General features: G+C 67.1%; 15 protein-coding genes. 7 read left to right on the forward strand and 8 right to left on the reverse strand.

Features of this window, described 5'->3' with window-relative positions:
* Positions 1–193: 193 nt before the first annotated feature.
* The 4 genes from JOM49_RS26420 to JOM49_RS26435 form a co-directional block, all read right to left on the reverse strand.
* Positions 194–616: an ATP-dependent DNA ligase gene (locus tag JOM49_RS26420; protein WP_308158879.1), complete on the reverse strand. Its 423-nt coding sequence runs from the start codon at positions 614–616 to the stop codon at positions 194–196.
* 447 nt (positions 617–1,063) lie between these two features.
* On the reverse strand, positions 1,064–2,980 hold the full coding sequence (locus JOM49_RS26425; protein WP_209666915.1) for a hypothetical protein: 1,917 nt from the start codon (positions 2,978–2,980) through the stop codon (positions 1,064–1,066).
* 55 nt (positions 2,981–3,035) lie between these two features.
* Positions 3,036–3,443 (reverse strand): hypothetical protein, encoded by a 408-nt coding sequence (locus JOM49_RS26430; protein ID WP_209666916.1) that lies wholly within the window; start codon positions 3,441–3,443, stop codon positions 3,036–3,038.
* Positions 3,440–3,934: a hypothetical protein gene (locus JOM49_RS26435; RefSeq protein ID WP_209666917.1), complete on the reverse strand. Its 495-nt coding sequence runs from the start codon at positions 3,932–3,934 to the stop codon at positions 3,440–3,442. The genes JOM49_RS26430 and JOM49_RS26435 overlap by 4 nt, the downstream gene beginning before the upstream one ends.
* Positions 3,935–3,975: 41 nt before the next feature.
* Between JOM49_RS26435 and JOM49_RS26440 the strand changes: the two genes are divergently transcribed.
* The 3 genes from JOM49_RS26440 to JOM49_RS26450 all read left to right on the forward strand — a co-directional run bounded on the left by JOM49_RS26440 (position 3,976) and on the right by JOM49_RS26450 (position 5,702).
* Positions 3,976–4,191, forward strand: a complete 216-nt coding sequence (locus JOM49_RS26440; RefSeq protein ID WP_209666918.1) for a hypothetical protein — start codon at positions 3,976–3,978, stop codon at positions 4,189–4,191.
* Between the two features lie 136 nt (positions 4,192–4,327).
* Complete coding sequence (locus tag JOM49_RS26445; protein ID WP_209666919.1) at positions 4,328–4,468, forward strand: hypothetical protein; 141 nt, start codon at positions 4,328–4,330, stop codon at positions 4,466–4,468.
* Positions 4,469–5,207: 739 nt separating this feature from the next.
* Complete coding sequence (locus JOM49_RS26450; RefSeq protein ID WP_209666920.1) at positions 5,208–5,702, forward strand: NUDIX hydrolase; 495 nt, start codon at positions 5,208–5,210, stop codon at positions 5,700–5,702.
* A 149-nt stretch (positions 5,703–5,851) separates the two neighbouring features.
* On the opposite strand, the gene JOM49_RS26455 is transcribed toward JOM49_RS26450, so the two are convergent.
* Positions 5,852–6,202, reverse strand: coding sequence for a hypothetical protein (locus tag JOM49_RS26455; RefSeq protein WP_209666921.1), 351 nt, complete (start codon positions 6,200–6,202; stop codon positions 5,852–5,854).
* A gap of 313 nt (positions 6,203–6,515) precedes the next feature.
* Positions 6,516–7,055, reverse strand: a complete 540-nt coding sequence (locus tag JOM49_RS26460; protein WP_209666922.1) for a PLC family EF-hand domain-containing protein — start codon at positions 7,053–7,055, stop codon at positions 6,516–6,518.
* A 790-nt stretch (positions 7,056–7,845) separates the two neighbouring features.
* On the opposite strand from JOM49_RS26460, the gene JOM49_RS43855 reads away from it, so the two are divergent.
* Positions 7,846–7,980 carry a hypothetical protein gene (locus tag JOM49_RS43855; RefSeq protein WP_281068333.1) on the forward strand — a complete coding sequence of 45 codons (135 nt, stop codon included), beginning with the start codon at positions 7,846–7,848 and terminating at the stop codon, positions 7,978–7,980.
* 908 nt (positions 7,981–8,888) lie between these two features.
* Here JOM49_RS43855 and JOM49_RS26465 read toward each other — a convergent pair.
* Positions 8,889–9,431: a hypothetical protein gene (locus JOM49_RS26465; RefSeq protein WP_209666923.1), complete on the reverse strand. Its 543-nt coding sequence runs from the start codon at positions 9,429–9,431 to the stop codon at positions 8,889–8,891.
* A 1,390-nt stretch (positions 9,432–10,821) separates the two neighbouring features.
* Between JOM49_RS26465 and JOM49_RS26470 the strand changes: the two genes are divergently transcribed.
* The 3 genes from JOM49_RS26470 to JOM49_RS26480 are packed head-to-tail and all read left to right on the forward strand — an operon-like array spanning position 10,822 to position 18,798.
* Complete coding sequence (locus JOM49_RS26470) at positions 10,822–17,127, forward strand: golvesin C-terminal-like domain-containing protein (RefSeq protein ID WP_209666924.1); 6,306 nt, start codon at positions 10,822–10,824, stop codon at positions 17,125–17,127.
* A gap of 13 nt (positions 17,128–17,140) precedes the next feature.
* Positions 17,141–17,734: a hypothetical protein gene (locus JOM49_RS26475; protein WP_209666925.1), complete on the forward strand. Its 594-nt coding sequence runs from the start codon at positions 17,141–17,143 to the stop codon at positions 17,732–17,734.
* 56 nt (positions 17,735–17,790) lie between these two features.
* Positions 17,791–18,798 carry a YncE family protein gene (locus JOM49_RS26480; protein ID WP_209666926.1) on the forward strand — a complete coding sequence of 336 codons (1,008 nt, stop codon included), beginning with the start codon at positions 17,791–17,793 and terminating at the stop codon, positions 18,796–18,798.
* Positions 18,799–19,168: 370 nt separating this feature from the next.
* Here JOM49_RS26480 and JOM49_RS26485 read toward each other — a convergent pair whose 3' ends face one another.
* Complete coding sequence (locus JOM49_RS26485) at positions 19,169–20,110, reverse strand: methyltransferase (protein WP_443626254.1); 942 nt, start codon at positions 20,108–20,110, stop codon at positions 19,169–19,171.
* Between the last annotated feature and the right edge of the window lie 142 nt (positions 20,111–20,252).

A 20,252-nucleotide genomic window follows, 5' to 3' on the forward strand; every position in this document is an offset into this window, starting at 1 on the left:
CGATGACGTCTCCGGCTCCGCGTCCGCGCCAGCACGCCCCGCAGGACGAGTCTCGGATTCCGCCACGGATCGACAAATTACCGGCCCCACTCGCAGAATTTGCCAGCGATCGTCAGAATCCCACACGATCGAGTGGCGTCAGGTCCGCACGTCTTGACCTGCGCTCTAACGTCCCGACCCTCACTCGAACCGTTCAGGAACCCGTGCGCCGTCCGGTAAGGAACCGCACCGGCACGTCGGTGAAGGGCTGCTCGCGGCGCGGCGAGCTGCGGTGGGTCTGGTAGCGGCCGCGGCGCTGCTGCAGCGCGCCGAACTCGATCTGGCCATGTTCGTTGTAGACGACGATCTCGCCGTCAAGCACCGCGGCCTGTCCGCCGAGCACCGGGGCGAGCACGCCGGTCAGCTCGGTGAACTCGGCGGTGAAGTCGATGCCGTTGCGGCTGGTCAGCACCGTGGTGCCATCCGGCGCGATGGCCATACAGGCCCGATAGCCGTCGAGCTTATATTCGTACAGCCAGCCGGGGCCGGTCCGGAGGGTGCCCTTGTCGGAGCTGGCCAGCATCGGCTCCACCCACTCCGGGACGCGGCCGCGGGCAGCAGAGCGGGCAGGTCCCACCGGCTGTCACCTCCCACCGGGCCGCGGTGTCCAGGATGGACTCGTCACCGTCTTGTGACGGTAACCCGAACGGCCTAGCTGCGCCGTGTCTGCGCTGGTAGTGACACCTGAGGGTGATTGCTCTGGGATCTAGGGCGGTGTGCCTTCAGGCCGGACAGCGGAATCGCGACGACCTGAGTTGCCCGGCGGCCAGCCGCTAGCGGTTGACCGCGATCACGACGCGGCGGCTGCGGCGGGCGACCTGGAACGCCCACTGTGAACATGCTGAGTCGGCGGCATGAGCGGCTCGGCACCACGTCATGAGGGTGCTGGTGGACACCAGCCTGTCGGCCGGGGATCAGCGCGCAGCGGGTGGAGCCGACGACCTCATTGCTGGTTCGCTGCACGTTGCCAGGGAGGTCGTGGTGCAACTGGCCGAGCATGCGGATGTCGGCTCCGCCGGCGTGATCAGTGTTCCGTGGTCGTCGGATCTCCTGGGGCGAGCGCCGTGGTTTCCGGGGTGGGGAACAGGTCCGCCCAATCGAACCAGCGGCCCGAGTCGGTGTCCTCCCTCCTGGGGCCGGCGGAGGCGTCCAAGCCCACTCCGACCCCCAGACTGTCAGAGATGTGCTTCCCGTCATCGGTCACCGACACGCCTCCTTCCAGCCCGACGCCGCGGAACAGGGACGCGCCGCCGTAGACGGAGGGCCCTGCGAGTTCGTCGATGTTCGCTTGTGATCCTTTGAAGATCAGGGAGCGGGAGAAGCCCACCTTCGGCGAATTGGGAGTCGGGTTGGTTCCACCGTAGTATCCGGTGCCGGACCAGCCCAGGCCTTGAGTATCGGCCACCACACAGGAGTCAGCGCCACCGCCGGCCACTCCGAACAACGACCCTCCACCACCAATGCAGACCCCTATGGAGCCCTCGGGCTTGTTCGCCCGTTCCTGCTCGTCGGCCTTTCTGCGTTCTTCCACGGCACGTCCCAAGCTCTTGATTTGTTCTGGGGTTGTCGCCGGGGTGCGGTAGCCGGCGTGCCCGTCAGCTTCCATCTGTCGTTCCCGCTGCCGCTGGGCGTCTGCTGCAGCTGCCACTGACGGCGTCGGCGGTGAGGGCGGGCCCGGAGGGACAGAATCCGGGTTGGCGTACCTCAGCCTCGAAGCCGCCTGCTCGCGCTCCTGCCGTGCACGCTGCTCCTCAGTCGGCGGCGGCGCCGTGGAGGTGACCGTCGTGGCATCCGACGCAGGAGGGGCCGCTTGACCGCGGAGGCGGCCATAGGAGTCCAGCAACTCGTCTTCCCGTGGCTGCACACCCAAGCCGTCCTCAGCGATCCTTTCCGCCAAAGTCCGCCCATCCTGCCCCGGCGGCTCAGGCATCGGGGGACCGAGCCGCTCCCGCTCACCAGCTCCCGGCGAATTCGGGACGCTGGGTTGCTGCTCGGCTTGTCTGCGTTGTTCCAGGGCCTCTCGTAACTTGTTGGCTTGCTCCGGGGTCGTTGCCGGAGTGCGGTAGCCGGCGTGCCCGTCAGCTTCCATCTGTCGTTCCCGCTGCCGCTGGGCGTCTGCTGCAGCCGCCGCCGACGGCGTCGGCGGTGAGGGCGGGCCCGGAGGGACCGAGTCCGGATTGGCGTACCTCAACCTCGAGCGAGTTTGCTCGCGCTCCTGCCCCGCACGCTGCTCCTCGCTCAACGGTGGAGCCGTGGAGGTGACCGTCATGGCATCCGAGGGAGGCGGGGGTGTCCGGTCCCGGAGACGGCCATAGCGGTCCAGCAGGTCATCGTTTCGTGGCTGCACCCCCAAACCATCCTCAGCGATCCTCTCCGCCAAGGTCCTCTCGTCTCCACCCGGCGGCACAGGCACCGGCGGACCAAGCCGCTCCCGCTCAGCACCTGCTGCGCGTATACCTGAGTTGGGGGAGACTTTGTTGCGTTTTTCTTGTTCGCTTTTGACCTTCTTGCCTGGGCTGTCGTCGGCCTTGCCGTCGTCCAGTTTGGGTGTGCCGGTGCGTGTTTCCGCTGCGCGCATGCCTGAGTTGGGGGAGACTTTGTTGCGTTTTTCTTGTTCGCTTTTGACCTTCTTGCCTGGGCTGTCGTCGGCCTTGCCGTCGTCCAGTTTGGGTGTGCCGGTGCGTGTTTCCGCTGCGCGCATGCCTGAGTTGGGGGAGACTTTGTTGCGTTTTTCTTGTTCGCTTTTGACCTTCTTGCCTGGGCTGTCCTCGGCCTTACCGTCGTCCAGCTTGGGTGTGCCGGTGCGTGTTTCCGCTGCGCGTATGCCTGAGTTCGGAGAAACTTTGTTCGGCGCGGGTTTGTCCGGGGCCGCTTCGGCGGCGGCGGCGCCGAGCAGGCCAAACAGGATAGTGAGAAAGCCGCCGGAAGCGGAGTACAGCACGGCTCGTCGAACTCCGGTCGAATGTGGATTCACATCTTCCTCCGTAAATTGTCGACTAGGACTCACGCCGCGTGTGTGCGCGGTCGTAGGCTTCTTCGGCCAGTGACCGGCCCATCAGGCCCCCGAACACTCCGGCCGCCACTCCGGCGACCATGCCCGCGACCGGCCCGACCGCCAGGCTCGGCACCACGCCCGAAACCATCGACGCGGCGAACCCGCCGAGGCCGGTGGCGGTGGCCCGGCTCATCGATCTGCGTTCGTGTTCGAGGTAGTAGTAGTCCTCGGGATATTCCTCGACGGGCTCCGCCACCGCGTCCGGCTCGGGTGCCCGCTGGTGGCGCCACGCGTGGTCCGGGATGACCAGGAACCGGACGCTGTCGCTCTTGCGGCGCGACCCGGCCCGCTCGACCGCTGCCCGCACGATGTCGTTCATCGTGCGCGGAGCCGCCAGCACCGCGGTCATTTCTGCTGGGCGAGGCCGTGCAGCTTCTTGGCGGCCTCCGGGGAGACGTCGATCTTGCCCGGCAGCTTGATCTTGACGACCTTGCGCTCGGACTTCTCCTTCTTCTCCTTGATCTCCTTGCGGATCGACTCGACCTCGCCCTTGGCCTCGGACAGCCTGGTCCTCGCGTTCGACAGCGACTTCTCCGCGTCGGCCACCGACTTCTCGGCCTTGCCGAGCTTGGCCACCGCCTTATCCAGCTTCTGGTCGGCGGGCTCGGCTTTCTTCTCCGCGCCGGTTCCGCCGCCCTTCTTGTGCTGCACCACAACGGGCTTGCCGGACTCGGCGATCACCGTCTTCGTGCCGTTGGTGGCCATGGCGTAGGACGTGGCCGACGGACCGCCGGAAATCGCCTTCGCGCTGATCGAGGGCCGTGCGGCCGCCCGCACGATCACCGGCTCGCGCACCACCTTCTCCACCACCTTGCGCGGCCGCTCGGCCGGCTTGCGCACCTGGGGCTTTCCGGCTCAGCCTGCTGCTTGACCGGCGCGGCGTGCCGCGCCGCGGGCGGCTGCGCGGCCGGAGCCGGCGCACCTTCGTCGCAGGCACGGAAGCCGGGACCGTGGCGGGTGCGGGAGCAGGCGCGGCGGCGGGTGCCGGGGCGGCCTGCGCGGCACCGGCCGATTCCGGCTTCGGCTCGTCCTCCACGGTCATCGCGTTGACCGTCGACGCCCCGATCGCCGCGGTGACCAGACCGGCCACCCCGTAGACCGCGGCACGCTTGAGATTGCCTGACTGCCCCATCGCATTCACCCCATCGTCATCCTCGGGTTCCGGTTCTCACGAGGATGCGCAGGCCGCTCCAGTGGCCGTACATTTCGGGTACATCGCCCACCGACCAAACCGTGCACTCATCCGGCCGCAGTGCCGCCGAGCGCGGCGGCATGGGCTGGGTGGATGTCGTCGATCACGACGCGACCCCGACCCGCGTCAACGGGGAGTGCGTCCGCGGCGAAGAGGAGCAGGCCCGCCATCTGCGGAGATGATCGCGGTCTTCGCCGAGGAAAGGGTGGACACCGCCTTGCACCGAGTTGCCGAGTAGATGCACCCGCACACCAGCCTCCCTGACGTCGAACGACCGGCTTCTCTCGCGACAGCGCGTGCGTTGCCGCCGCGGTAGCAGGCCGCTATCCCGTCGACGCTCGGCGTCGGCTGTGTGCACACTGAGGCCACGTGCGCGGAACGGGGAGGTCGCCATGGTTGTCGGCAACGGGAGGGCGTTTGTCGCTATCGCGCTGATGGCACTGGTACCTGTGGCCGTGGGGTTGCTCGTCTTCTATGGCGACGACTGGTTTGAAGAGCATCCACCTGCGCTGAGCTCCACCGCTGAGACACCTCCGCTGCCGTATGCGCCATGCCCGTTGTTATTCAGCGGCTAGCGATTGATCCTGATACCGGACGCGACAATCCCCTGGTGCCAGCACGGCTCTGACGACTGACGAACCCACCCTGCAGTGTGGACTGGAACCGGCACCTGTCCCACCGCGCGCAGGCCGGTGCCCGCCAGATCAACCGGTCGACCCCGCCGAGCCGGCCCGCAGCGGGTGCATGACCGTGATGTTCGATTCCGGAGGCACGCGCCTAGGGTGGGGAAGTGGCAGTCGCTTCGCCGCCGTGGTGGCAGTCACCGAGCCTGAGCCCACACTGTTCGAGTCACCACGCTCCGCCTCGTCGCCGACTGCCGGACATCCGCCCCGCCAGCCGACCACGAGGAGTCACCGCAGGATGCCCCAGTACACCAACACCCCCCGCATCGGAGCCCGCGTCCTCCTCCTCGACTCGGCTGATCGCGTCCTACTCATTCACGCACTCGACCCCGCCGACCCTGAACACCACTGGTGGGAACTTCCCGGCGGCGGCCAAGACCACGGCGAAACCCTCCCCGAAACCGCACGCCGCGAACTGGCTGAAGAATCTGGTATTACCGACGCCACCCTCGACCGCAAACTCTGGATCCGCGAATCCCGCTTTCACTACAAAAAACGCGAGCATCATCGCATCGACCACGTCTTCCTCGCCCGCACATCGAACCCCGCACCACAAACCGTGCTCAAACTTACCGACAACGAGAAAGCCGGAATCATCGAACGACGCTGGTGGACTGCCACCGAACTCCAGCATTGCACCGACAAACTACTCCCCGCCACACTGCCCCACCTGCTCACCGAACTCCTCGCCGGGCGCCTTCCCGTCAACCCCCTCACCATCACCGACGAATAAGGCCCGCCTGCACCGTGATACGGGCGGTCGCAACCTCAGTTTCGATCCCAGCACCGTCCGCGCAGACTACGGGCGACCCCGATCCGGTGATAACCATCTGCGACTCGGCCGTTACGCAGAGGATCACGCCATTACCATCATGGGCGCCCTCAGCGCGCATAGCCGCATTCGTCGTGGACCCAGTGATCAAGGTAGATCCGCAATGCGGCTCCCGTTCGCGAGGCGGTCAGCCATTCTGAAGCCGCCCGGCGCATGTCGGCGATGACTGACTCCTTCGCTTCCGGCCCACCAGCCGCCGGTCCATCGATCCCGTCGGTCAACGCACCCCAGATCATGTACACCCCGACCGCCGACTCGACGGCATCCATGTACGGCAGTGAGTAGCCCATCAGTTCGAGGCCCACGTCGTACTCGGTGCCCGGAGCGCCCAGCAGACGTCGCGCGTGCTCGTCGACCCCGGCCAGGAACTCGCGCGTCTGACCGTCCAATGCCTCGCCCATGCTCCCATGTTGACCTATAGCCACACGCTCAGCGGCATAGAAGGGCACCACTGCCGGTCATCTCCCGCGCTCGCGCTCGCCAGGCCGGCCGGGGTGGAGATATTGCAGGACTCGCCAGGGCGGGCCGCGGTGGCGGTACCAGCGCAGGACGGGCATGTCCGCGGCATCGACTTTGGCCAGCACGAGGGCGGATCCCGAGGTCAGTGAGATGGCATTCGGCGTGGTGCAGAGCCGTTCCCACGCCGTGGCCGCGCCTCTGCGCCTCGACGGCGAAGATCTCGATCTCGATGGTGCTCTGGGCCGCGGCCGGCGGTCACGGATGGGGCTGCTTACCGTCAGCCAGCTCCAGGATCGTCGCTGCGGCTTCCAGCGCTGCCGCCTGTTCGGCGAGCTGGTCCGTCGTGCCGCTCCAGCGGGCGGGTACACGTTCACCGTCACTGTCGCGCAACTGTGCGGCGTGCTCGAAGAGCTGGTTCGCGTCGCGGCCGGGCAGCACCTCCCGTAATTCGGCGACGAACCGCTGGAACTCTTCGGCGAGGCTGCCGTTGTCCGGCCGGTCGGCATCGTCGAAGTAGCGTTCGTACCTCGCGATAATGCGCTGTGCCGCGGTGATGTCGGTATCGGTGATGTCGGTGTCGCGCATCCAGTGTCCTTTGTGGCCGAATGTGGTGGCTGCGGCAGCAATCGTCTCACTGATCGGCTGCGGCACGCCGAAACGTCTTGACCGGTGTGCCGCGCCGTGCCAGAGCGCTGGAACACCAGCGGTCGCGTCATCACTCGCCGGCATCGCATGGCGGACGTCATTCGACTCATCGGGTGAGGTACTGCGGACGTGGTACGGCAGACTGCCCATAGGGCTGTGCTATCAGGCGGGAAGTGTGCTGCTGCCGTACTTCCGCGAACAGCCGGGCCTTGATTCACCCCCAGTTGCCGCCACGAGCTAGGCCAAGTGCACCACGGACACAGTGCGGTACGTCGCGTGGCTACGGCGCGCCCGGTGCCAACTCCACCAGCAGTGCCTGCCGGTCGTTGTGGGGAACTCTCAGGCGCGTGGGTATCCCACGGTCGGCCTGTACCGCGAGAGCGACCGCTCTCGGAAGCCGCACGGGGTGACGGCCGTTGCGGATCCCCGTGCGACAGCGGGAATGGTAGTAGCGCAGGGTACTCGCCCGCGATAGCGGGGTCCCTACACGAGGTCGTAACACACGCAACGGGGCTGGTCGCGGTCTCGTCACGCCGGTGAAGAGCCCGGCGGTGCCAGGTGCGGTTCGGGTCAGCGCAGTGGCAACCGGATATCCGCGTGGGCCTGCATCCGCTGAGCAGATCTCGGTCGTGGTCACGGCAGCGTTCGCTGTGCTCGGCCATGCCGAGCAGTTGCCCGGCGAGGTCCTCGAGGACCCAGCTGATGAGCGTGCCTTGGCGTGCCAGCAGGACCCGAATCGCCGGAATCGGTAGAGCTCGGCGCTGTTGACCCAGGCGTAGAGCAGGACCTCCCCCAACCGGCGGCCGCCCCGCTGAGGATCACGGACGCTGAGCACGGTTTGACGACGACGAGAGTGGTGTCGGTGCCGGGGACGCCAGTGGCTGGGTCCGGGGCGCCGAGCAGCAGGTGCCCGTCGGCCCAGCCCGGCACTATCGTCGGTGTGGCGATGCCCGGCGGCGTCCCGGCGGGCGGGTTGCCGACGAACCGGTGCATCTCCATAGCCCGCTTGCTCGCGCAGCTGGTGGGCGAGTGCGACCAGTTCAGCGACCTGGTGCTCGCCGACGAGTTCACGTAAGCACGCAACACTGGCGTGCGCAGTCTGCGCAGGCTAGGCGCGGCTCGACGCGACCACGGCAATACATACTCTCGCGGTCGGCGAGGACAATCAGTCCGGTCTATCCCCGCTTCTGCACCGGGGGGCCGAGCGCACCCTGGGTAGCGTGCTGGGCGAGACAGGTCCAGGAGCGCTCGAGCAGCTCTGTCCAGACCGCGACGCTCAGCGCGGGTGTGTGGGGGTCGGCGGGATCGACATTCCGGCGTCGAGCCAGGTGGTCGCGGTGGGCCGCGCGCCGAGTGCGGCGGACGTCGACGTCGGGAGGCATGCAGCCCTCGGCCAGGTCGCAATATCGCCTCGACCGATCGCTGGTCCGCGTGCAGTCGCGGAGGTGCTGCGCTACGACAGCCCGGTAACCACCACCGACTGCATCGCCACGTCGGACGGGGAGATCGGCGGCCGCCCGGTCCGCCGGGGCATGTGGGCGCGGGCTGCACTGGTCGCTGCCCACCAGGCCCCTGCCCGCCTCGACCTCCCCTTGCGACCGCGTCTACCACCTGTCCTTCGGCGTCGACTCCAGGCTTTGCCTCGGCGCGGTTGTGACCTCGTGGCCTCCCCCGACTATGATCAGGCGCGCCGTGACCGGTCCCCCGGACTCTGCCGAAGTAGAACCAAGCTGGTGCGGTTTGCTACCCGCGCTCCACAAATGCACGAGATTGAAGACCCACCGACTCCGTAACAGCCTCGACTCCCACGGTCAGCTGACGCTTGGTAGACCTCGTCCAAGCCGGGAAAGCGCGCGGCCCAGGCCTTCTCCTCAGTAAGCAACCTGTGGCCGGAGACTGTTCCAGTAGGCGGCCCTGCTGGGTCGTCGGCCTTCCTGCCAAGGCACGTTCGCAACCTGTCGCCCATCTCGAGCTGCGCCCTTCTCACCACGTGCTGACCAGCTGCCGAGTGGGGTCGTGGACCTCCTGGCCGTATACCCGAGCGGACAACACGGTGACCAGGGCCGCCGCCGCCTGGGCGAATATAGCCTCGGACGAGTTGATCAAGTCGTACGCGGCACGGTGCACACGCAGGGTGCCCGCCGGTAAGGCCGCACTGTGGCCGCGCACCGCGGTGGCGAGTTCGGCGGCGAGTTCGGCCGGAAGGCCCGCCACCAGCGTCATTTCGCCCAGCAGACTGGAGCATCGGGGCGCGTCGTCGGTGTCGAACATACCGCGCCCGGCCAATCCCACCTCGATGACCGTTTCGGTACCGGGGTGTGCGGTGAACTCCCCACCCAGCACCGCTCGGGGCGCGTGCCCGCCGAAACGGCGGAGTACCTCGACAACGGCGTGAGCATGCGAGCGCACGCCCGGCTCCGCTGCCGGTCGGGCAACGCGCTCCCACCTGGCGATGGGATAAGCCGCGTGAGCCGGATCGTCCGAGATCGCGACGGTTCCGTGCCGGTCCACGTCGATGACGGTCATCGTGGCTCCAATCCGTTCATGCGCTGCCACCACGGTCCGAAGTAGGGGTTCTGTGGCCCGCGCCGAGCATCGTACTGCCCCACCCAGGCCCAATACTGTTACCGCTGCGCGGCCTCGCCCGGAGCGCCGCCGGGCGCGCGCCGAGGAGCCCCGCGGCTGGCTGGTGGTCAGCGTGTTATGCCGCATACGGTTTCCTACTGAGCAACGGTTTGTCCTTGGGTCCTTTGATGTAGGGACCGCGGTATAGGAGCCTGCTCGCCTGAAGCGAGAAGTCCGACCTTCCGGTGAATGGAAATTGTCCTTCTGGATCGCGTTCGAGGATGCGGGCAGTGCTTCATTCCGCTTTCATGAGCATGAGTTCGGCAGTGCCATCGCCTCGCCGAGTGCCAAGCCCTCGTGACTTGATCGCGAACGTGCTCGGAGCGCTGGGCTTGTTCGTCTCCGGCCGCGATACGCGATCGTGTCAGTGGCGAGGACACACAGGTGACCGCGGAAGCCGCATCACGATTAACGACGAACCCGGCGCACCGCGGCCTGGTCGGCCGGGACGCTCGGGGGATAGGGCGACGCCTCGCCCTGGCGAACGCGCGCTATGCGGATGAGCTTGCGTTTTGGACAGCCCGGCAGGCTGGTGGCTTTGTCGGATGCGCCGCCCGCAGGCCATATCGCGAGATGGGATGCGTGGATGGTGCTCGACGTAGCCCGCAGTGTCCCTGGTCGCAGTGCAGCGACTGGCCAAGGGCTTGGTTCCGAGGTTCCGCACGCTAGTGCTCAGCAGTTGCCGGGGTCGAACACAGACGCCGTCACCCGGATGGCAGATGTGGCTCGCCCGGCACGGTGGTTAGCTGGCGTTCGGCTCAGTGCCAGGGGGTTCATTCGAGCATTCGGGGATGCTCGGTTTCTGGTGTGCGGCCAATTCGGTGTGGCGTGGTGTCAAGCAGGGGGCACACGCGTCATGCGGTGGCACCTTCGCGGTGGGCACCACTGGGGCTCGGCACGTAATTCCACTACACGAACAATTCTGGGTGCGTTCACCGATTCCGTCACGTTCTGGAACGGCGTTGAACGCATTCGAAGTCGTGCTGTGAGGGGACTTGAGGGCATGGGGAGATCTTTCCGCGTCGGTGTTCTGGGCGCGTTGTCGGTAGTGGTGCTGGGCGGCCTCGTGCCGATCGCCCCGTCGGCTTCGGCGCAGGAATCGCTTCCGCCGCGCATTGCGGCGCCACCGTCACCGACCTGTCCGACGCTGGCGGCCCCACCCGCGGTGCAGGCCACTGCCCGCCAGGCACCCGAACCGCGGCCGTTCACCACATCCGCGGCCGCTTCGCCGGCCTATTCGGCGCCGGACACAGGGCGACGGATGATTCCGGGGGACGAATACCCGGTCAAGGTGACGCTGACCAATACCACCGCGACCCCGTTCGTCGCGGGCAAGCACGTGCTTTCCTACCATTGGACGCTGCCGAACGGATCGGACGCGACTCCGGGGAACCGACTGGAGACCGCGCTGCCCGCGGACCTCGCTCCGGGAGCGAGCGTAACGCTGGACGCGAAGGTGGCGGCACCGGCACTGGCTGATATCGGCAACGAGCGCGAGCAATTCATGCTGCGCTGGGATGTCTACGACCGGCAAGCGTGGAAGTGGCTGTCCGAGACCGCTGGTGTGCCGACCCTGGACCAGGACGTCCGGGTGGAAAAGCCGACCTCGGACCAGTTGGGGCTGGAGAAGTTCTACCAGTACGGCGGAGTCGCCACGGGAGCCGGCGGCAATCTGTCGGTCAACCAGTATTCGGGCAACGCGGTGTGGAGCTATGACGCCCTGACGAACCCGTCCCGCGGCCTGGCCAGCTTTGTGCGGTCGAACTACAACAGCTCGGACACCTCCGATTCCTACACTGGTTACGGCTGGTCGGTCACCGCCTCGACGCTGAACAGGCTGGGCACCCCGCTGGAGTTCGGCGGCCTGCTGCCGGGAATCCTCGGCTGGCCGTCCACGGTCACGCTGGTTGACGGGGACGGCACCAGTCACCTGTTCGAGCTGAACAAGCACGACAGCTTGGATTCGAAGAAGTGGACTTACGACAGCCCCGCCGGTGTGCACCTGTACCTGCAGTACCTGCCCGACGGCAAGGAGGACCGGCGCTGGGTGTTCACCACGCCGGAGCGCACGCAGTTCTTCTTCGACGGCCAGGGTTACCACACCGCGACGGTGGAGAAGAACGGCAACACGATGTCGTTCACCTACGAGCGCGCGCTGCTGGGCAACCGGAACACCGGCGTGCTGCAGCACGTCACCGATGCCACCGGCCGGCGCACCCTGACCCTGGACTACTACCAGCAGGGTGACGTCTTCTCGTACTTCCTGGGCGACAAGAAGCTGACCGGCACGAACCTGGACAACCTGTTCATCATCGACCAGCTCAAGTCGATCACCGACGTCTCCGGCCGGGTGCTGAACTTCACCTACAGCGACAAGGGACACCTGCAGGAGGTCGTCGACGGCGCCGGGAACCCGGACGCGAAGACGTTCACCTTCTTCTACGACAAGGACGGCACGAAGCTCAACCGCGTGGTCGATCCCAACGGCCATTCCACCAGTGTCGAGTACTTCACCGACAGCGGTGATCCGCTGCGCAAGTGGAACGTCCGCACCGTGCGGGATCGCCGAAACGCCCCGATGTCCTACGACTACGTCGATCCGGACGGGAACACCGGTTCGACGATCGACGGCAGCCTGACCGACGGCAACGGCCACACCACGCGTGTGCTGATGGACGGCTATGGCCGCCCAGAGCGGCTGACCGACGCCAAGCAGCAGGCGAGCAACCTGCACTGGGACGAGGACAACAACGTCATCCGGATGGTGGAGAACAACGGCGCCACCACCAGCTGGGTCTACGACCAGAAGACCGGGTTGCCGCTGGAAATCCGCGACGCGGAGGCGAACCGCCAGAACTGGCCGCCGACGAAGCTGGGCTACCGGACCACAATGGATGGTTACGTCGCTGACCTGACCGAGAAGACCACACCCGAGGGTCGCAAATGGGTCTTCGTCTACGACGACCGCGGGAACCTGCTCTCCGTCACCGATCCCAAGGGAACGGTCACCGCTGACCCGAGCGACTACACCTCGCGGTACTCCTACGACGAGTTCGGGCACCTGATCGATCAGGCCGACGCCAACGGCCACACCACCCGCTTCGCCGACTACGACGCCAACGGCTTCCCGCAACTGATCACCGACGCGCTGAACTGCAGCAGCCGGTATCGCTACGACGATGTCGGCAATGTGCTGTCCACAGTGGATGCCAAGGGCAAGCAGAGCAGCTACACCTACGACATCTTCAAACGGCCACTCGATTCGACGGTGCCCAAGGACCAGGCGGCGAGCTCCTACATCGTCACGCCGGGTCCGCGCTACGACGCCAACGACAACGTGGTGACCAGCACGGCCGCCAACGGGGCACTGACCCGGACCCTGTACGACGAGATGGACCAGCAGGTCGGCATCTACGCGCCCAAGGACACCCCGGACGGCCCGGAGAAGCTGACCACCTTCACCTATGACCCGGTCGGCCAGCTGATCAAACAGACCGAACCCAAGGGCATGCTGACCTCCGGGGACGACAAGGACTTCAGCTACACCTTCCGCTACGACGAGATCGGCCAGCTCGTCGAGGCCGTCGACGTCAACGGCAACCGGAACACCGCCCAGTACGACGACGTGGGTAACCTGGTCAAGGAAGTCGACGCCCGCAAGAACAAGACCGCGGACCCGACCGACTTCACCACCCGCTACGTCTTCGACGCCAACCACCAGGTGCTCGAGACCATCGACGCGGAAAACCACGCGTCGAAGACCCGCTACGACCGCGATGGCAACGTGGTCGCCAGCATCGACGAAGAGGGCAACGAAACCCTCATCACCCTCGATGAGCGGGCGATGCAGACCGAGGTCCGCTCCCCGCACAGCGCCGACGGCGGCGGGATCCGCTACTTCAGCACCCGCTACGAGTACGACCAGGTCGGCAACCTGACCCGCACGATCAACCCGCGCGGAGTGGACACGCCCAGTGAGGTGAACGACTTCGTCTCCGAAACGGTCTACGACGAGCTCAACCGGCCGCGCGAGGAAATCCTGCCCTACGACCCGGCCGACGCCGAGCACAAGACCGCGGTCAGCACCATCTACACCTACGACGAACTCGGCCAGGTCGCCGAGATCAGCGCCCCGCCCTCGCACGGCGAAACCACCCGCAACATCACCAAGCAGACCTATTTCGACAACGGCTGGGTGCGCTCGTCCACCGATTCCTGGGACCTCGAGACCACCTACGACTACACCGCCACCGGCCAGCAGTCCAACCGGACGGTGACCAGCGCCGGCGGCGCCTCCCAGCGCGTGCAGACCTGGGAGTACTACCCCGACGGCAAGCTCAAGACCCGCGCCGACGACGGCGTGCCGGTGGGCAAGAACGTCGTGCTGGTCGACAACTCCAACGCCATCCGCACCCAGGCCACGCCCGGTTTCCGCGCCGCGGACTCACCTCAGGGCTTCCAGGGCACCCAGTACCGCGCCGCCGACACCCGCGCACCGGGCGAGAACTTCATGTGGAAGGCGGGTATCCCCGCCGACGGCGACTACGAAGTCCTCGTCCGCTACCCGCAGGCCACCGCTACCGACGCGAGCTACTCCGTCGAGCACGACGGTGGTGCCAGCACGGTGACGGTGGACCAGACCCAGCGGGCGGGGGAGTGGGTCAGCCTCGGCAAGTACGCCTTCACCGCCGGGCAGACCAAAGCCATCACGCTGTCCGGCCAGGCCAACGGAACCGTGGCGGCGGACGCGGTGCAACTGGTGCGCGACAACAGCGCCGACGCCGACGACGAGAAGAAGACCTTCGGGCACACCTACGACGCCAACGACAACCTGACCAAGCTCACCGACTCCACCCCCGGAAGCCCGGTCGACACCTACGACATCACCTACGACGAGGTGAACCTGGCCGCGAAGGTCAAGGAGATCAAAGGCGGCGCGGTCGAGCACACCACCGACTACGACTACGACGAGAACGACAACCTGACCTTCGCCAAGTTCGACGGCAAGTCCTCGGCGTATGAGTACAACACCCGCGACCTGGTTTCGAAGATCACGAACAAGAAGGACGACGCCGACGCCGGCAAGGTCACCACCTTCGCCTACACCAAGCGCGGGCACGTCGAACGCCAGGTCAAGGGCAACGGCAACACCGTCGACTTCACCTACTACCTCGACGGCCTGGTCAAACGCCAGCTGGAAAAGAAGAAGAACTCCGAGACCGTGGTCAACGACCACCAGCTCGACTACGACGCGAACTCCAACCGCACCAGGGACAACGGCAAGAAGCAGAACGCCGACGACAACGGTGCCACGGTCGACACCGACGCCGCCTACACCTACGACCCACGCGACCGGGTGCGCAAGGTGACCAAGAACGGCACCGACGGCGAGCGGACCGAGGAGTACAAGACCGACGACAACGGCAACGTCTGGGACCAGACGATCGACGGCACGCACACCTCCTTCGACTACGACCGCAACCGCCTGATCTCCACCAACACCGACGGCCAGACCGCCAACTACGACTACGACGCCTTCGGCAAGCTCGCCAAGGTCACCCAGTCCGGCAAGGAGATCGAGAAGTACACCTACGACGGATTCGACCGCAAGATCGAGCACGTCAAGGACCAGGGCACCGGCCCGAAGACCACCAAGTACACCTACGACCCGCTCGACCGCGAGCAGACCCGCACCGAGAACGCCGGCGGTGACGGGGAGAAGACCACGGCCCTGCACTACCTGGGCATGTCCGAACAGGTCCTCACCGAGGACGTCGACGGCAAGCTGCGCAAGGCCTACCAGTACTCCGCCGACGGCGAGATGCTCGGCCAGATCCGGTACAAGGACGACGGCAGCGAGGAAGACGCCTTCCTCGGCTTCAACCCGCACTCAGACGTCGAGCAGGTCACTGGCGCCGACGGCAACGCCACCGCCACCTACGGCTACACCGCCTACGGCAAGGACGACGAAAAAGAATTCACCGGCGAGGACAAGCCCGACCCGGCCAACCCCGACAAGGAGCAGCAGAACTCCTACCGGTTCAACACCGCCCGCCACGACAAGGCCACCGGCACCTACGACATGGGCTTCCGGGACTACTCCCCAGGCTTGAACCGCTTCCTCACCCTCGACCTCTACAACGGCGCGCTGGCCGACCTGGGCATGAGCACCGACCCGTGGACCAACAACCGCTACACCTTCGGCGCGGGCAACCCGCTCTCGCAGGTGGAGATCGACGGGCACGGCTGGTTCGACGACGCGATGGACTGGGTCGGCGACAACGCCAAGGAACTCGGCCACGCCGCGCTCGACGTCGCCGGGCTGGTCCCGGTCGTCGGCGAGGCCGCAGACCTGGCCAACGCCGCCTGGTACGCCGCCGAAGGCGACTACGCCAACGCCGCGCTCTCGGCCGCCGCGGCGGTGCCGTTCGCCGGCTATGCCGCCTCGGCGGTGAAGGCGGGCAAGTACGCGGTCAAGGGCGCCGAAGCTGTCCAAGGCGCCGGCAAAGCCGCCGACTCCGCAGGAGCGGCCAAGACCGCGAGCAAGGCCACCGACGCCGGAGCCAACGGCGCGAAGACCGCACCAGCGCCCAAACCGGCACCCAAGGCGGGCGGAGCCAGCAACGGCAAACCCTCCGGCGCCGGCGGTGGCAAGGCCGGCGGCACCGCCAGCACCGGCAAGCAGGCCTCCGGCAGCGGCTCCGGCGGCGGCAAGGCCGCCAACGGCGGCGGCGCCAGCGCGACGAAGGGCACGTGCAACAGCTTCGTCCCGGGCACCTCGGTGCTGATGGCCGACGGCACCTACCGGCCGATCGAGGACGTCCGCGAGGGCGACGCCGTGCTGGCCGCCGATCCCGACACCGGGCGCACCGAAGCCAAGGCCGTGGTGGGCCTGATCACCGGCCAAGGCGACAAAACCCTCGTGCGGCTCACCGTCGATACCGACGGAGACGCGGGTACGGCGACCGGCACCGTCGTGGCCACGGACGGGCACCCGTTCTGGGTCGACGACGAAGGCCGCTGGGTCGACGCCGGGAACCTCGAACCCGGGTCTTCGGTCCGCACAGTCGGCGGCAACCGGCTGACCGTTCTCGACACCCGCTCCTGGATCGAGGCCGATCAGCGGGTGCACAACCTGACCATCGACGGGATCCACACCTACTTCGTCTCCGCGGGGAGCCGGGACCTGCTGGTGCACAACGCCGGCGAGTCGTGCAAGCTCGCGGCGAATATGAAGGACGCGGCCGCCCGGGGCGACACGGGCGCGGCCCGTCCGCCGGGGGCGAAGATGGAGGCCCACCACATCGTGCCCCACGGGTCGAACAATCCCGCCGCCAAGCGCGCGCAGGCCAAACTCGACAAGTTCGGCATCGACATCAACGAGGCCGCCAACGGCGTCTACCTGCCCAAGCACGGCCGCGCGGCGGCCGCGGCAGGCTCCAGCCGCACCACGCACAACCAGACCTTCAGGCAAAGCTACATGAACTACATTGACGACAAACTCGCCGCGGCCCGTTCCCGGAAGCAGGTGTACGCGATTCTCTCCGACATCCGGGCGGAGCTGATCGGCGGGCGTCAATTCGCGCTGAAGAACTAAGAGGAGCTGGCACGTGCGCATCTACCGAATGGACCCCCCGGGTGACTGCCATTGGGTGACGCCGGTCGATCCGGCCGACAACGACCGGCTGGAGTACGACTCGGCTCCGCTCGCCGAGCAGTGGTCGCCGATCGAGATGCAGCTGGTCGACGGTAAAGGCTACCAGCGGATGACCTCCTTTCCCTGGCACCTCAACCGACTGCTCATGCTCCGCGACGACGCGATCGGCGCGCTCGGGCCCGTGCTGGCCGACTACGGGGAACTGCTCCCGCTGGATTGCCCGGGAATGGAACTGAACGTCTTCCGCAACCTGGTGACCGCGGACGTGCTCGACGAGGAGAACTCCGCGATCAAGTACTTCGAACCTGAACACGAGCTGTGGGAGGTGAACAGCTACGCCTTCCGGGCCGACCGGCTGGACGGCCTGATGATCTTCCGCACCACCAGCTGGCCCGACGGCCCGCTGCTGTTCACCGACCCGATGATCGACGAATTCGAGCGGACCGGCCTCGGGCACCTGGACTTCTTCGCGCTGTGGGATCCCGAGCACGGGCCCTATCAGCGCGCGGCCGAGGGGGAGCTGATCGAGCAGGACCGCCGGATCTGACCTGTCCAACTGGAGGTAGAGGGGTGCGCAGGATGAAACACCGGATAGCCGCGGGAATGACGACCTTGCTGGCGCTGACCAGCCTCAGCGTGCTGAATGGGCCGGCGGCGTCGGCGTCGCGGGCGCTGCCGTTGTCCGGGTTCGGCGACATCGCCGTGGACAGCGTGCACAAACAGGTGTTCATCAGCGGCGGGCAGAGCTCCAACGGCATCGTGGTCACCGATTTCTCCGGCAGGGTGGAGAAGACCATCGCGGGGCAGTCCGGCGCCACCGGCCTGGAACTGTCCGCCGACGGAACGCGGCTGTTCGCCGCGCTCGCCGCGGGAGACGCGATCTCGGTGATCGACACAGCCACCCTCGCCGAAACCGCCCGCCACAGCACCGGGGCGGGGACCTGCCCGACCCACCTGGCGCGCACCGCGGGCACGATCTGGTTCGGCTACGGCTGCGAAGGCACCTTCAACGGCAAGATCGGCAAACTCGACCCTGCTGCCACCCCGCCAGTCACCGGCGACCTGCAAGGAGCCACCCGGTTCCAGCGGGCGCCACTGCTCACCGCGGCGGACACCGCCACCGGGCCGGTGGTCGCCGGGCAGCTCGCCCTGAGCCTGTCCACCGTGCAGGTCTACCACCTCGACGGCGGCGCCCTGACCGCCGGCGCGACCGGCGACGTCGTCGGCGCGAGCCTGACCGACCTCGACCTGAACACCGACGGAACCACCCTGCACAGCGCTGCCGGTTCACGCGATCGAGTGGAAGCCTTCGCCCCGGCTGATCTCGCCCGCAAAGGTGCCTACTCCATCCGCCCACGGCCGAACGCCGTCGCGGTCGCCCCCGGTGACCAGTACGTGGCCGCCGGGGCCCTGACCACCGACAGCAAAGACGTACTGGTCTACGAAACCGACGGCGTCACCCCGGTCAACACCATCGCGCTCGACACCGGCGAAACCGTCGCACCCCGCGGCCTGGCCTGGTCAGCCGACCTGAACCGGCTGTTCGTCATCACCCACGAGAACAATCAACCACAGCCGAACATCGAAGTGGAACTCTCCCCGGCGGACTAACCACGTGGCCCAGGGGTGAGGCGCCGATCCCCGTGTCTCACCCCTCGCCCACCGCCAACCTGTCGACGAACACGCACACGCAGGGCCAGGACTACCGGGCCCCGCTTCGTGCTTCCAGTAGCTCGCCGACCAGCCGGACAGCCCGCGTCAACGACAATCGGCTGCAACACAGCCACGACAGCCTCGCCCGCGGCTTGCTCACCCCGACGCCGCGCCCGCCGACTGGGTGACCTTCAAGCTCGGCTACCTGAACTCGCTCCCGCGGCTGACCGACTTGATCGCTCAGCCGCCCAGCTGGCCGCGGATCCGCCGGCGGCGGTGGCGTACGTGCGTACCGTGACCTACCGGCGTGGATCAGAGCCGGCCCTCGTCACCCGTTGGGCGTGCACTCGATGATGGACCTTCGGGCAGCTGGGTGAACCCCTGCGACGCACAGTCCGCTCGACTGCGCCAGTGAGCGGATCTCGTCGAGGTTTCGTTCCCGTCCTCCGGTGTAGGCGAGCATGCGCAAGTCGGATTCGGTGCTGGGCTTGCCTGAACCGAGGGTTTCGATGATCAGTATCCGTCCCCGTCGCCCGGCGGCTTTCGCGCAGTTGCGGAGAATGAGGGCGGAGTGGTGGTCGTCCCAGTCGTGAAGGATCGAGGACAGCAGGTACGCGTCGAAGGAATCCGGGACGCCGTCGAAGAAGTCTCCTTGCATCGACTGGAAACGTGCCAAGGCATCGGATGGCCGGTCGCCGGCGTCTGCGCGCCCGGTACGTCCCGGTAGTTCGAACACCGCTCCGCGAAGGCCGGGGAACCGGTCGAGCAGGGTCATCACGAGTGTGCCGTCCCCGCCGCCGATATCGACGACGCTGTTCAGCGACGGCCAGTCGTAGGCATCGGCGATCGCGTCCGCTGCGAGTGTCATGCGCCGGGCCATGAGTTCGTCGAACGATTTGCACCGGTGCGGGTCATCGGTGAGGTCGGCCCAGTAGGCAGTACCGAACTGCACGGGGAACGAGGGTTCGCCCGTTCTGATGCTGTGGAGCAGTTCCACGAAGCACAGGTCGGCGCGCCCGACACCGCCTTCGATGTCGAGCCATTCGCGGACGCCGTCCGGGTGACCGGCCTTGAGGTGCAGTCCCAGCGGGGTGGGCCGGTAGCGGTCCTCGTGCGGCTGGTCGAGGATGCCGATCCGGGTCAGGTGCCGCATCAGCCTGCGCAGGGCGTCGGCGTTCACCGATGTGCGCTCGGCGATCTGCGCAGCGGAGGTGTACCCGGCCTCCAGATGGTCCACGATGCGAAGGGTGGCCGCCACACGAATGGCCATCGGGGCCAGTAGATCCGCTCGCTGCCACAGGCCGCCACCCCACGCCCGGCGTTTCTTCAGCAACCTGCGCCCCCGCTCCGGCTGGTGATCCAGAACGTGGTGGCGTTCCTCCGTGCTCGTTGCCGTCGGAAACGGGCCAGCT

Origin of the sequence: Amycolatopsis magusensis (assembly GCF_017875555.1) — a bacterium.
In the GTDB taxonomy this organism is placed as follows: domain Bacteria; phylum Actinomycetota; class Actinomycetes; order Mycobacteriales; family Pseudonocardiaceae; genus Amycolatopsis; species Amycolatopsis magusensis.

Bases quoted from the DNA above. Each gene is read 5' to 3' on its own strand.
- JOM49_RS26430 (WP_209666916.1), bottom strand. From the start codon at position 3,443: ATGACCGCGGTGCTGGCGGCTCCGCGCACGATGAACGACATCGTGCGG.
- JOM49_RS26485 (WP_443626254.1), bottom strand. From the start codon at position 20,110: ATGGCCATTCGTGTGGCGGCCACCCTTCGCATCGTGGACCATCTGGAG.
- JOM49_RS26460 (WP_209666922.1), bottom strand. From the start codon at position 7,055: ATGGGCAGTCTGCCGTACCACGTCCGCAGTACCTCACCCGATGAGTCG.
- JOM49_RS26465 (WP_209666923.1), bottom strand. From the start codon at position 9,431: ATGACCGTCATCGACGTGGACCGGCACGGAACCGTCGCGATCTCGGAC.
- JOM49_RS26480 (WP_209666926.1), top strand. From the start codon at position 17,791: ATGACGACCTTGCTGGCGCTGACCAGCCTCAGCGTGCTGAATGGGCCG.
- JOM49_RS26455 (WP_209666921.1), bottom strand. From the start codon at position 6,202: ATGGGCGAGGCATTGGACGGTCAGACGCGCGAGTTCCTGGCCGGGGTC.
- JOM49_RS26450 (WP_209666920.1), top strand. From the start codon at position 5,208: ATGCCCCAGTACACCAACACCCCCCGCATCGGAGCCCGCGTCCTCCTC.